We start from the raw sequence: 13,544 nt of genomic DNA, 5'->3' as shown, positions 1-13,544 counted from the left end.
TGCTGCAAAGTTATGTGACTTATGACACACTTCCCCGGTGCGGTTTTACGCGATCCTGACGTCGATGCCTCCAAGCGATTTGCCGAAGAGATTCACAAGGACGTTGAAATGAGCAAGCAGGCGGAATTTGCGGTCATTCTGAAAATGAATGCCATGTTCGCCGACCTCGGTCCCGACGAGCTCCAGCGGCTGTCCAATCTTTGCCACACCCAGCATCTGGCAAATGGCGAGGTGTTGTTCCAGAAGGGCGATGCGGGAGACGCGCTGTTCGGCGTGCGCCGTGGTCAGGTCCGCATCGAGACTGGGGCGTCCGATGGCAGCCGGCTGACGCTGAACTTCATGGGTCCGGGCGATCTGTTCGGAGAGGTCGCGGTGCTCGACGGCCAGAGCCGCACTGCGGATGCGACCGCCGGTGAAGCCAGCGAATTGTTCGTGTTGCGGCGCGAAGACTTTCTTGCTTTTCTGGAACGGGAGCCAAAGGTCGCGATCAAGATCATCGCGCTCTTGTGCCAGCGCATTCGCTGGCAGAGCGAACGCATGGAAGAGTCGATGTTGCAGCCTTTGCCGGTGCGGCTGGCGCGCCGGCTCTGCGCGCTTGCCGCCGATTTCGGTTCCGAAGTCCACATCTCGCAGGAGCAACTCGGCGTCTTCGTCGGCGCCGCTCGCGAGAGCGTCAACCGCCAGCTTCAGGCCTGGCGCAAGGAAGCAATCCTGGATCTCCAGCGCGGCCGCATCCTGCTGCGGAATATGTCCAAGCTGACCGCGATCGCGCGAAACGAGTAGGACGAGGCGTCGCGGCGAGGACTTTCGTCGCTGCGACGGCTTCTGCAGAGCGCGCTTACTCCGCCGCCGGGTGCACGATGCGCTTCGGCGCATGCGCCGTATCCGCGGCTTCATGGTGGCCGCCGGTCTCGGCGTCTTCGCTGTGCACGATCAGCCGCTTGCCGAAGCGCCAGATCAGGGCGCCGAAATCGTCCATCACCATGAACATTGCGGGCACAAACACCAGCGAGAGGATGGTCGAAAAGATCAGGCCGCCGATGACCGCGAGCGCCATCGGCGAGCGGAATTCGCCGCCGGCCCCGACCGCGAGCGCGCTCGGCATCATGCCGGCGGCCATCGCGATCGTGGTCATCACGATCGGACGGGCGCGTTTCATGCCGGCGTCGATCATCGCCTCGTCGCGCGGCTTGCCGGCATTGATCGATTCGATCGCGAATTCCACCAGCATGATCGCGTTCTTGGTCACGATGCCCATCAGCATCAGGATGCCGATCCAGACCGGCGTGGTGAGCTGCTTGCCGGTGACAAGCAGGGCCGCGATCGCACCGCCGATCGAGAGCGGAAGCGAGAACAGGATGGTGATCGGCTGCAGGAAGGTGCCAAACAGCAGCACCAGCACCGCATAGACCATCATCAGGCCGGCCGTGATCGCGGTGGCGAAGCCGTCGGACAGTTCGTTGAGGCTTTCGGCGTCACCGGAAGGAGAGACCTTCACGCCCTTCGGCAGGCTCTTCATGACAGGGAGATCGTAGATCTTCTTGGTGGCGTCGCCGAGTGCCGCGGAGCCGACGAGATCGGCCGCGACCGTTGCCTGCCGCTCGCGGTCGTAGCGGTTGATGCTGGTCGGACCCTGGTCGAGCTTGACGTCGGCGATGACCGAGAGGGGTACGCCGCCCTTCTCGCCGTGCTCGCCGAGCGGAACGCGCAACTGCTCGAGCGTCTTCAGGTTGCCGCGCGCCGCGTCCTCGAGCTGCACTCGGATCGGCACAAGGCGGTCGCCGACGTCGAACTTGGCGAGCGCCGGACCGACATCGCCGATCGTCGCGACACGGATGGTCTGCGAGAGGCTTTCGGTCGAGACGCCCAGTCGCGCGGCGAGATCGGCGCGCGGCTCGATGCGCAGTTCGGGACGTTCCAGCGACGTCTCCGAGATCACGTCGGAGATGGTCGGAATTCGCTTCATCTGCGTCGCGAGTTCACTGGCGACGTTGTTGACGATGTTGGCGTCGACACCGGTCACCACCAGCGAGATCGCGCGCAATCCGTTCTCGTCCAGGAACCAGAACCGGATATCGGGAACGTTCTCCAGTTCCTGACTGATCGAGAATTCGAGCTCGCGCTGGGTAATCTTGCGGTCGTTCTTGGGCGTGTAGTTGATGATCAGCGAAGCGCGCCGGACTTCCTGGGTCCCCGGGGGAACGCGGCCGCCATCGACGAAGATGCTCTTCACCTCCGGCCGCTTGCGCAGGCGCGCGACGATGTCCTCGGTGACCTTCTCGGTGTAGGCGAGCTGCGTGCCCGGCGGCAGTTCGAGGGCCAGCAGCGAGCGGGCGCTGTCCTGCGCCGGCAGGAAGCCCTGCGGCAGCAGCGTGATGCTCCAGATCGAGGCCGCGAAGATGCCGAAGCCGATCAGCACCGTGATGAAATAATGCTTGACCGACCACGAGACGAGGCCGTGATAGGTGCGCAGGATGCGGCCGGGCGGCGGCTCTTCGTGATGGCCGTGCTTGAGGAAGTAGGCGGCCAGCATCGGCGTCACGAACCGCGCCGCAAGCAGCGAGAAGAACACCTGCACCGAGACCGTGATGCCGAACTGCTTGAAGAATTGCCCGGCGATGCCCGACATGAAGCTCGCGGGCGCGAAGATCGCGATGATGGTCAGCGAGATCGCGATCACCGCGAGACCGATTTCGTCGGCGGCTTCGAGGGCGGCACGATAGGGCGACTTGCCCATGTTCATGTGCCGCACGATGTTCTCGATCTCGACGATGGCGTCGTCGACCAGAATACCTGTCGACAGCGTGATGGCCAGGAAGCTGACGAGGTTGAGCGAGAAGCCGAGGATGTCCATCGCCCAGAACGCCGGGAAGATCGACAGCGGCAGCGAGACCGCGGCAATCATGGTGGCGCGCAAGTCGCGGAGGAACAGCAGCACGATGACCACGGCGAGAATGGCGCCCTCGAACAAGGTCGAGATCGCCGCTTCGTAATTGCCGTTGGTGTAGTCCACCGAGGTATCGATCAGCTTCAGGTCGACATCGGGATAGGCGGCCTTGAGCGCGTCGATGCGCTTCTGCACGGCTGCGGCGACCTTCACGTCGCTGGCGCCCTTGGAACGCTTGATGCCCAGCGCGACCACCGGCTCGCCGTTGAAGCGGGCGAAGGTACGGCGGTCGGCGATGGTGTCGGTCACGGTGCCGAGATCGTCGAGACGAACCTCGCCGCCGCCGAACAGCGGGACCATGGTGCCGGTGAGGTCGCTGAGAGTCTTGGCGCCGGCCAGAGTCCGGATGGCCTGGTCGTTCTTACCGATCTCGGCACGACCGCCGGCGACGTCGACATTGGTGCCGCGCAGGCTCTGGCTGACATTGACGGCAGTCAGCCCCATCGCCTGCAGGCGATCAGGATCGAGCGAAACCAGGATCTCACGCTCGACACCGCCGATGCGCTCGACCTGGGCGACGCCGCGCACGCCCTGCAGCGCGCGCTTGACCACGTCGTCGACGAAATAGGAGAGCTGCTCCGGCGTCTTGCCCGGCGAGATCGCGGCATAGGTTACAATGGGCAGGCCGATCACGTCGACGCGCTGGATCAGCGGCTCGGTGACGTTTTGCGGCAGGTTCGAGCGCACGCGGGTCACCGCGTCCTTGACGTCGTTGAGCGCGCGGTCGGTGTTGGTCTCCAGCGCGAACTGGATGGTGGTGACTGACACGCCATCGGTGATCGAGGAGGTGATGTGCCGCACGCCCTCGACGCCGGAGACGGCGTCTTCGACCGTCTTGGTGACCTGGGATTCGAGCTCTGCGGGCGCGGCGCCGAACTGCGCCACCGCCACCGAGATCACGGGAATGTCGGCCGAGGGCAGTCGTGTGATCGCGAGCCTGGTGAAGGAGGTCCAGCCGAGAATCAGGAGGATGATCGAAAAGACCACCGAGGGCAGCGGATTACGGATCGACCATGCCGAGATATTGAGAGCCATCAGCGTACCCGCGTGCGATCGAGTTCATCGGCGAACATGGTCTTGATCTGGTCGCCGTCATGGAGCGAAGAGCCGGCGTCGGCCACGACGATTTCGCCGACGTCGACCCCTTCCAGGATTTCCGTTTGGCTGTCCGATGTCAGGCCGACGCGCACCCTCCGCGTCTCGACGGTGTTGCCCTTGACCACCTGGACGGTCAGATGGTCGATCGCGGTCTTGGGGACGGCGACGCCGCAGCTTCGCTTGGCGTCGATCGAGGCGCGGGCAAACACGCCGACCTTCAACGAAGGATTGTTGGTGACGCTGATACGGACGCGGCCGAGCTGCGTGGCACGGTCGATCTCGGGCGCGACGAGCCGGACCCGGCCAATCAGATCGGCGGCATCGTCGCGGCTGATCCGCACCGTCGCTCCGGGGCTGAGCTTCGGCATGTGCACGGCCGGGACCTGCGCATCCAGCTCGATCTCGTTGTTGACGGCGATCCGGAACATCGGTCCGGCCTGCGGGGAGGCCGGCGCGCCGACGATGGTCCGCACTTCCGTGATGAGGCCCGGTGCGGGCGCCTTCAGCGAGATCGGCCCCTGGGGGACCGGCCTCTGCGGCTGACCGGGAATCTGCGGCGGCGCCGTCAGGCGCGCCAGCTCCTGGTTGTCGGTGACGACAGTACCTTCGGTGACGAAGAGGTCGGTGACCTTCGAGCCTTCCTGGTCGGCGATGACCACGGCCTCACGCCGCGGCACGAAGAAGCCCGTCACCCGCACGAGGTCGGAGAAGCAGGCATTGGTCGATTTCGACACGATGACGAGCGCCTCGCCCGGCGTCTCCTTTGCCTCGGGACGATGCCGATGCTCGAACCAGTAATAGCCGGCGCCGAGCGCAAGGATGAACGCCACGGTACCCGCAGGCTTGAGATATTCGGAGACGTTCATCGCCGGATCATCCTGGCCTGGCTCGGGGTTGTGAAGCGGGTTTCCCTGATACGAATCGGCGTCCCGCAGGACTGGGGGACGCGCGCCGGGAGCAAGACCTTACACCACATCACGACTTGTCACTGCAACGGGTTACGCCGTGGTCACTTCGATGCGGTGGTCTTGTTTTCCATATTCACGACCTGCACGCGGCGATTCACCTCCGCCATCGGCCGGTTCGGATCCTTCAGCTTTGTCTTGCCATAGCCCACGGTGACGAGGTCGGCGGCCGCGATGCTGTATTTCTCGACCAGATAGCGCTTGATCGAATCCGCGCGGCGTTCAGAGAGCTCCTGATTATAGCTCTCGCCGCCGGCGGCGTCGGTGTGGCCGGCGACCACGAAGGTCGAGCCCTTCAGATCGGGGCTGGTCAGGGCGCGGCCCAGCGCCTGCACCGACGGGAGTGACTTGGTGCTGATATCGGCCGAGTTGTAGTCGAAGGTGATTTCGAGATCGATATTCGGCTTGTCCCTGGCCGCGGTTGCGATCTCCTCGCGCTCGGTCGAGGAAAGCGAGCGCGTGGCACGACCGCGGACGGATTGGATCAGCTTGGCTTCCGCCGGGTTCGGCGCGGGATCGGCTTGAGGGGCGATCGAGAGACCGCGGGTCAGGGGCTTTTTCTGCGGCGCCAGGGCACGGACGATCTCGTCCTCCGTGACGTTCTGGCTGTTGCCGTCATCGCCGGCGAAGGCTGGCGTCAGCGACAGCGCGGCACCGAGGGTGACGATGGACAGAATCGCGGTCAGTCCTTTTCCAGCCGATCTCATTGTCAGTCCCTCCTGCGCGAGCCCGCGCTGTTCCAAAACCTTGGCGACAGGCCCACGGCAAGGCCAGCGGCATCCGTTCGGTTAGTCTTGGCCGGATCGCCAGGGGTTCGAGCGCCGCCCGCCCCAAGTCAAAAAATATCAACGCACTCCGTAGCTTGCAAATTCCTGCACGATGTTCGGATCCATCGCCTTGGCATTGGCGATGTCAAGTGCGCCTTCCTGGGCCGAACCGTTGCGCTGCTTGGCTACGCCGCGGCCGTAGAGGGAGGAGGTCAGGCGCGGATTGATCCTCAGCGCCGCGTCGAAGTCGGCGATGGCGTTCTTTGCCGCGCCGGATTTGAGGTTCACGAGGCCCCGGCTGTCCAGCGCGTCGACGAAATTCGGCCGCAGCCGCAGCGCCTCGTTGCAATCCTTCAGGGCACCCTGGAGGTCGCCGACCACGGTGCGGGTCCAGCAGCGGTTATTCAGCGCCTCGACATCCTTTGAATTGATCCGGAGCGTGTCATCGAAATCCTTGATGGCCAGATTGTACGCCCCTTTGCTGGCATAGACCTGGCCGCGCCGGTACAGCGCATTCACGTCGTCAGGATTGGCGGCGATCTTGGCCGTCAGGCCCTTGATCGTGGGATCTTCGGCCAGTGTGGCCGCGCTCGGCCCGCCATCGGCGTTTGGCACCGGGGCAGGCTCGGCCGGTTTGACCGGCGGGGGCGGCGGAGGCAGCGCGGCCTCGACCTGCGGTTTCGGCGTCGGGGGTGGCGACGGAGCTGCGGGCGACGCCGGCGGATTGTTCGCAGCCACCGGCGGAGGCGGTGGAGCCGGTGGATTTGGCGGAGGGTTGTTGGCGACTGCAGGAGGCGGCGGCGCGGGAGGCGCCGGCGGCGGTGTCGTTGCGGCCGGGCGCGATCCGCCGGCTCCGGGAATGAACGAGAAATCCTCCGCAAGCGAGGACGAGATCCACGGCACCTGCTCGCCGCGCGAGGCGCGGGTGACGCCCATCTTGGTGCGGTTCAGCGTTTCCTCGGCCATCAGGTCCGGGACGCGGATTTCCTTGAGCAGCTCCTGGACGAACAGGCTGTGATCGCCACCCGCGTCCGACACCACCGATGCCAGCGCTGCCGAATACATCACCAGCGTGCCGTTCGGCGCGATGACAGGAGTGAGACCGGCCGAAAAGCTGCGGAACCGGCGTTCGAACGGGTTACGCCTGGAGGCATCGATCAGCGCGATCTTGACCCCGGCGCCGCGGGTGTTGAGCTCGCCCAGGATGGCTTCGATGCTGAAACCGTCACGGCGGACGTCGGACTCGGTCCAGATCTGCGCATCGATCGGGATCATATAGCTCTGGCGCGCCGACTGGATGCCGAACCCGCTGTAGAACAACAGGGCGACCGAGCCCGGCTTGATCTTGCCATAGAGCTTGTCGAAGGCGCGGCGCATGCCGTCGCCAGTGAGATTCTCGCCGACCTCAACCGTAAAGCCATCACGCTTGAGCTCATCGGCGACGTCGCGGGCGTCATTGATCGGCTCCTTCAGCGGACTGTCGGCATCGGGATATTTGGCATTGCCGATCACCAGTGCATAGCGGTCGCTGGCCGCAAGCGACGGAGCGGTCGGGAAAAGAGAGGCGAGCAAGGGCAGAAGAAGAAGGAAGCGGATTTTCATAATCAGCGCGGTCCAGCCAAAAAGGCGCCGTTCCCAGCTTGCGCCGCGGCGACCTTAACTTACGCAAAGTGCATTATCAAACCGGCGCGCGGGGGCGTCAACCACTTGGAGATTCGGCACTATTGCGACAATTGACCGCGACGCGCAGGTCGGCTGCGAGGGGAATGATGCGGCGGTCACGATTTTCCTCGGCGCGTTCTCGTTCGGGGTTCCGGCGGCCCACGTCAGGCCGGTCCTCGCGACGAAAGTGTGATTGGTCTCACATTGGGTCTCGCGTCCGCCACAACCTCGCACGTTTGACCTTTGCTGCGGGCGATGGCTTGGTGCGCAAGATCCGCTCAGAAAAAAGCAAGAACCGGAATTAGAGCCCATGGGAAACGCTTACGAAATCTACGCCCTGCGCTATGCGACGATGTCGCCACGCACGCCCAGCATGAATTTTCTGGCGCCCGGCCCGCATGACGGCGCGGCGCAGGATCTCGACTACTTCGTTTGGCTGATCCGCGGGCAGGGCCGCGAGATCCTGGTCGACACCGGCTTCAATGCCGAGGAGGCGACCTTGCGCGCGCGAAAACTGACGCTCAACCCGGTCGATGCGCTGGAGCGCTTTGGCATCGCGGCGTCGAGTATCCGCGACATTATCGTGACGCATCTGCATTACGACCACGCCGGCAATCTCGATCGCTTCCCCAATGCGCGCTTTCATCTCCAGGAGCGTGAGATGGCCTATGCGACGGGGCGCTGCATGTGCAACGGACTGCTGCGACATCCCTTCTCGGTCGAGCACGTCACCCAGATGGTGCGCCATGTCTATGGCGAGCGCGTCACCTTCTACTCCGGCGACGGCGAGGTCGCGCCCGGGGTGACCGTGCACCGTGTCGGCGGCCATTCCGACGGTTTGCAGGTGGTCAGGGTCGAGACGGCGCGCGGGCCGGTGGTGCTGGCGTCCGACGCTGCGCATTACTATGCCAATCTGCAACGCCGCAGCCCGTTTCCGATCGTCTACAATGTGGGTGACATGGCGGTCGGCTGGGAGACGATCGAACGCCTCGCCGGGCATGCCGATCGCTACATTCCGGGCCACGATCCCGTCGTGACCGAGATCTATCCGCGCGCCAGCGACAAGGTCGATGCCTGGGCGCTGCACCTGCCGCCGTCGCGGTCGTTTGCAAAGTGATCAATACGCCTGCTTGGCGTCGGCCTCTTCGCTGGTCTGGACCAGATCGAGGCTTCCCTCGATCTTGCCGAGCAGGGTCGAGAGCTGCTTCCGCTCCTGCGCGGTGAGGCATGCGAGGATCTCGTCTTCCCGCCGCAGCAATTGCGGGAACAGCTCCTCGTACAGTGTGCGGCCCTTCCTGGTCAGCTGCAGGCGGAATTCGCGGCGGTCGGCTTCGTTCTCGACCCGCTCGATCAGGCCGTCATGCAACAGCGTGGTCACCGCACGGCTAATGGTGGATTTGTGCGTGCGGGTGCATTGCGAGATGTACTGCGCGCTGCAGGCATCGTTGCGGAAGCCGAGCGTGGCAAGCACGCGCCAGGCTGGAATATCCAGGCCGTGACGCTCCTGATACTCGACCGCGAGCGCGGAACTGACCTCCGCTGCAAGCCGGTTGAGGCGGAACGGCACGAACTTGAACAGGTCGAGCCGCGATTTGGGCCGCGGCGAAGCCTCGTCGGATTCTCTTGTCTTCAGCGCGATGTCGCTGGATGTCCTGGCCAAGGCGAGCGCTCCGAATTCCTGTTGACGGCCGGCCGGCGCCGGTCCAAAATAGTTGCACGTGAGACTATCTAGCAGGTCAGTCCGCTCCTGACCAGAGCCGAGGTTAGTATATGGCGCCGGCCAATACGCATCAGGCCAACACCTTTCAAGCGAAGACCCAGTTTGGCTATCGCCGCCACTCCGACCAGGATCGCCCGGGCCAAAGTCCGGCCGAGCACCCGGTCGTGGTCGTTGGCGCAGGCCCGGTGGGCTTGTCGCTGGCGATCGATCTCGCCCAGCGCGGCCAGCGCGTCGTCCTTCTGGATGATGCCGACCGCATCGGCGAGGGCTCGCGCGCGATCTGCTTCTCGAAACGGTCGCTGGAATATTGGGACCGGCTCGGCGTCGCCGATCGCATGGTCGACAAGGGCGTCGTGTGGAGCGTCGGCCGTATTTTCCACGGCGAGTCCCAGCTCTATCAGTTCAACCTGCTGCCGGAGGATGGCCACAAGCGGCCGGCCTTCATCAATATCCAGCAATATTATGCCGAGGCCTATCTGGTCGATCGCATCAGCGATCTGCCTGGGATCGACCTGCGCTGGCGCAACAAGGTGACCGCGCTCGAACAGCGCAACGACTCTGTCGCGCTGACGATCGAAACGCCCGAAGGCGCCTATCGCCTGCACGCGCAATATGTCGTCGCCTGCGACGGCGCGCGTTCTTCGCTGCGGCAGATGGTCGGCGCCGAGTTTGCCGGACAGGTGTTCGAGGATCAATTCCTGATCGCCGACGTCAAGATGACGGCGGAATTCCCGACCGAACGCTGGTTCTGGTTTGATCCGCCGTTTCATGCAGGGCGTTCCGCGCTGCTGCATCGGCAGCCGGACGATGTCTGGCGCATCGATCTCCAGCTCAATCGCTATGCCGATCCTGCCGTCGAGAAGAAACCGGAAAACGTGCGGCCGCGGATCGCGCGCATGCTCGGCCACGACGAATTCGAGTTCGAGTGGATCTCGCTCTACAAATTCCAGTGCCGACGGATGGACCGCTTCATCCATGGCCGCGTGATTTTTGCCGGCGATTCCGCACATCAGGTTTCACCGTTTGGCGCGCGCGGCGCCAATTCCGGGCTTGAGGACGCCGAGAATCTGTCCTGGAAGCTCGATCGCGTGCTGCGCGGCGCGTCGCCGGCGAGCTTGCTCGAGAGCTACCATGTCGAGCGTAGCCTGGCGGCCGATGAGAACATCCGCGAATCCACCCGTTCGACCGATTTCATGGCACCCAACTCGCATCAGGAAGCGCGGCTGCGCCAGGCGGTGCTGTCGCTCGCCGGAGAGACCGAGTTCGGCAAGCGCATGGTCAATGGCGGCCGGCTCTCGGTGCCGTGCAGCTATGACTCGCCGCTGTCATCACGTGATGCGGATGCCTGGCGCGGCGGACCGTCGCCGGGCTGCTCGATGCTTGATGCCCCCGTCGGCGAGCAGGCCTATCTGACCGATGCGTTCCGTGAGGGTGGAGCGGACTTCACCCTGCTGTCGTTCAGCAATGGTGCGGGGGTCGACGTGCCCGATGACGTCAAAGACATCCGCGTCGGCGGCGAGGGCGGACTTGCCGATTCCCAAGGCCTCGTCGCCAGACGCTACGACGCCGAGCCTGGTTCTGCCTACCTACTGAGGCCCGACGGCTATGTCGCGGCGCGCTTCCGCCACCCGACGCGTGAGGCGATCGCGGCGGCGCTGTCTCGGGCTGCAGGTCTGAATTGAGGTTTATATGCCGCTCTCTACCAGCTCCAACTTTGCGCGGCCCGACGACGCTTTCCGCGCCATCGTCGAGGCGCATCGCGGCCTCAGCGACGAGCAGAGCGCCGATTTCGACGCAGCTCTGGTGCTGATCCTCGCCAACCATATCGGCGACATCGACGTGCTCAGGGAAGCGCTCGCGCTGGCGAAGCGCCGCATGGTCGACGGGCAGCAGCAACAACAGCAACAACAATAACCACGGGACTTGAGGACGAACTGATGGCGAAGAACTTCGCATCCACCGGAGATCTCTCCGAGAAGAAGATCACCTTCTCCGAGATCGGCACCGATCTCTATGCCTTCACCGCCGAGGGCGATCCGAATACCGCCATCATCGTCGGCGACGACAGCTGCCTCGTGTTTGACGCGCAGTCGACGCCGGCGATGGCCAACAAGGTGATCGAGCGCGTCAAGACGGTCACCGACAAGCCGATCAAATATGTCGTGCTGTCGCATTATCATGCGGTGCGGGTGCTGGGCGCCTCCGCCTACAAGGCGCAAGGTATCGTCGCCTCGCAGGAAACTTATCGGCTGATCGAGGAGCGCGGCCAACAGGACTGGGATTCCGAATATGGCCGCTTTCCCCGCCTGTTCCAGGATGCGCAAAGCATTCCCGGCCTGACCTGGCCGACGCTGACCTTTGAAGGCGAGATGTCGATCTATCTGGGGAAGCGCGAAGTGCGCCTGATGCAGTTGGGAGCCGGCCATACCTCCGGCGACATCGTCGCCTGGGTGCCGGACGCCGAGGTGATGTTCTCCGGCGACCTCATCGAATATCACTCGGCCTGCTATTGCGGTGACGCTCACCTGCGCGAATGGCCGCTGACGCTGAACGAGATCCGCAACTTCAATCCCAAGGCGATCGCGCCGGGCCGCGGCGATGCACTGAAAGGCATCTCCACCGTGCGCGAAGCCATCGCGATGACGCGCGACTTCGTCACCTCGCTTTACGGCGCGGCCGAAGTCTCCGTCGCCAAGGGGCGTACACTGAAGGAATCGATGGCGGCGACGCGCGAGGTGATGGATCCGAAATTCCACAGCTTCGCCATCTACGAACACTGCCTGCCGTTCAACGTGTCGCGCGCCTATGACGAGGCGTCGGGCATCGACGATCCCGTGATCTGGACCGACAAGCGTGACCAGGAGATGTGGGCCGCCTTGCAAGGAGGAGGATAGTCATGAACATCAATACCTCGCCGGATCAGATTGTTCGCAGTTCGGCCCAGGTGACGCCGGGCTACATGTCCGGTTTCGGCAACAGTTTCGAGACCGAGGCGCTGCCGGGTGCGCTGCCGATCGGCCGAAACTCGCCGCAGCGCTGTGCTTACGGCCTCTACGCCGAGCAGCTGTCGGGCTCGCCGTTCACGGCGCCGCGTGGCACCAATGAGCGCTCCTGGCTCTATCGCATCCGTCCCTCGGTGAAGCATTCGGGACGCTTCGAGAAGGTCGATGCCGGTCTGTGGCGCTCGGCGCCGTGCCATGAATACGATCTGCCGATCGCGCAGCTGCGCTGGGACCCCGCGCCGTTGCCGAAGGAGGAGGTGACGTTCCTGCAGGGCGTGCAGACCATGACGACAGCCGGTGACGTGAATACGCAGGCCGGCATGGCCGCGCATGTCTATCTCATCACCAAATCGATGGTGGACCAGCATTTCTACAATGCCGACGGCGAGCTGATGTTCGTGCTCCAGCAGGGTGATCTTCGCCTCGTCACCGAATTCGGCCGCATCGACGCCGAGCCCGGCGAGATCGTCGTGATCCCGCGCGGCGTGAAATTCCGCGTCGAGATTCCTGATGGTCCTGCGCGTGGCTATCTCTGCGAAAACTACGGCGGCGCCTTCACGCTGCCGGAGCGCGGACCGATCGGCGCCAACTGCCTGGCCAACGCGCGCGACTTCCTCACACCGGTTGCGGATTACGAGGACAAGGATACGCCGAGCGAGCTGTTCGTGAAATGGGGCGGCTCACTGTTCAAGACGACGCTGCCGCATTCGCCGGTCGACGTCGTCGCCTGGCATGGCAATTACGCGCCTTACAAATACGACCTGCGCACATTCTCGCCGGTCGGCGCGATCGGCTTCGACCATCCCGATCCCTCGATCTTCACGGTGCTGACCTCGCCGTCGGAGACGGCGGGCACCGCGAACATCGACTTCGTCATCTTCCCCGAGCGCTGGATGGTCGCCGACAACACCTTCCGCCCGCCCTGGTATCACATGAACATCATGAGCGAGTTCATGGGCCTGATCTACGGTGTCTACGACGCAAAGCCGCAAGGCTTTGTCCCAGGCGGTATCTCGCTCCACAATTGCATGCTGCCCCACGGCCCCGACCGTGACGCCTTCGAGCACGCCAGCAACGGCGAGCTGAAGCCGGTGAAGCTGACGGGCACCATGGCCTTCATGTTCGAGACCCGCTACCCGCAGCGCGTCACCGCGCACGCCGCGAACGCGGCGACGCTGCAGGACGATTATGCAGATTGCTGGAAGGGACTGGAGAAGCGGTTCGATCCGAACAAGCCGTGAGGCTTCTTACCCTCCCCTGGAGGGGGAGGGTCGCTCGCGATAGCGAGCGGGGCGGGGTGACGGTCTCTCCACATCCAACGCGGTCCATGTTGAGGGATCACCCCACCCCGTCTCCTCTTTCGCGGCGCTCAACATGAGCCGA

11 protein-coding genes are annotated in these 13,544 nt (G+C 64.1%); 6 read left to right on the top strand and 5 right to left on the bottom strand.

The window, feature by feature from the left end; translation table 11 throughout:
- Nucleotides 1–108: 108 nt before the first annotated feature.
- Entirely contained in the window at nt 109–783 is a 675-nt protein-coding gene (locus ACVIIW_RS07885; RefSeq protein WP_456700227.1) for a Crp/Fnr family transcriptional regulator, read from the top strand.
- Between the two features lie 55 nt (nt 784–838).
- Here the strand turns inward: ACVIIW_RS07885 and ACVIIW_RS07880 are convergent, their stop codons facing one another.
- From ACVIIW_RS07880 to ACVIIW_RS07865, 4 genes are all read right to left on the bottom strand, one after another.
- Nucleotides 839–3,982: an efflux RND transporter permease subunit gene (locus tag ACVIIW_RS07880; RefSeq protein ID WP_456700226.1), complete on the bottom strand. Its 3,144-nt coding sequence runs from the start codon at nt 3,980–3,982 to the stop codon at nt 839–841.
- The gene (locus ACVIIW_RS07875; RefSeq protein WP_456700225.1) at nt 3,982–4,911 is read right to left on the bottom strand and encodes an efflux RND transporter periplasmic adaptor subunit; all 930 of its coding nucleotides are present in this window, start codon (nt 4,909–4,911) and stop codon (nt 3,982–3,984) included. The genes ACVIIW_RS07880 and ACVIIW_RS07875 overlap by 1 nt, the downstream gene beginning before the upstream one ends.
- A gap of 143 nt (nt 4,912–5,054) precedes the next feature.
- Complete coding sequence (locus ACVIIW_RS07870; protein WP_456700224.1) at nt 5,055–5,717, bottom strand: OmpA family protein; 663 nt, start codon at nt 5,715–5,717, stop codon at nt 5,055–5,057.
- 138 nt (nt 5,718–5,855) lie between these two features.
- Nucleotides 5,856–7,379, bottom strand: a complete 1,524-nt coding sequence (locus ACVIIW_RS07865) for a caspase family protein (RefSeq protein WP_456700223.1) — start codon at nt 7,377–7,379, stop codon at nt 5,856–5,858.
- A 370-nt stretch (nt 7,380–7,749) separates the two neighbouring features.
- On the opposite strand from ACVIIW_RS07865, the gene ACVIIW_RS07860 reads away from it, so the two are divergent.
- The gene (locus ACVIIW_RS07860) at nt 7,750–8,556 is read left to right on the top strand and encodes an N-acyl homoserine lactonase family protein (RefSeq protein ID WP_456700222.1); all 807 of its coding nucleotides are present in this window, start codon (nt 7,750–7,752) and stop codon (nt 8,554–8,556) included.
- Here ACVIIW_RS07860 and ACVIIW_RS07855 read toward each other — a convergent pair whose 3' ends face one another.
- Entirely contained in the window at nt 8,557–9,099 is a 543-nt protein-coding gene (locus ACVIIW_RS07855) for a MarR family winged helix-turn-helix transcriptional regulator (RefSeq protein ID WP_456700221.1), read from the bottom strand.
- A gap of 110 nt (nt 9,100–9,209) precedes the next feature.
- Between ACVIIW_RS07855 and ACVIIW_RS07850 the strand changes: the two genes are divergently transcribed.
- From ACVIIW_RS07850 to hmgA, 4 genes are read left to right on the top strand one after another with little or no spacing between them, the layout of a single operon-like run.
- Nucleotides 9,210–10,841 carry an FAD-dependent oxidoreductase gene (locus ACVIIW_RS07850; protein ID WP_456700220.1) on the top strand — a complete coding sequence of 544 codons (1,632 nt, stop codon included), beginning with the start codon at nt 9,210–9,212 and terminating at the stop codon, nt 10,839–10,841.
- Between the two features lie 7 nt (nt 10,842–10,848).
- The gene (locus ACVIIW_RS07845) at nt 10,849–11,073 is read left to right on the top strand and encodes a DUF2783 domain-containing protein (RefSeq protein WP_456700219.1); all 225 of its coding nucleotides are present in this window, start codon (nt 10,849–10,851) and stop codon (nt 11,071–11,073) included.
- Nucleotides 11,074–11,096: 23 nt separating this feature from the next.
- The gene (locus ACVIIW_RS07840; protein WP_456700218.1) at nt 11,097–12,053 is read left to right on the top strand and encodes an MBL fold metallo-hydrolase; all 957 of its coding nucleotides are present in this window, start codon (nt 11,097–11,099) and stop codon (nt 12,051–12,053) included.
- A 2-nt stretch (nt 12,054–12,055) separates the two neighbouring features.
- A complete protein-coding gene (gene hmgA / locus ACVIIW_RS07835; RefSeq protein ID WP_456700217.1) occupies nt 12,056–13,402 on the top strand; it encodes a homogentisate 1,2-dioxygenase in 1,347 nt (448 codons plus the stop codon).
- Nucleotides 13,403–13,544: the final 142 nt, after the last annotated feature.

This window comes from Bradyrhizobium sp. USDA 4449 (assembly GCF_054056275.1).
This window is presented reverse-complemented; position numbering and strand designations above follow the sequence as displayed.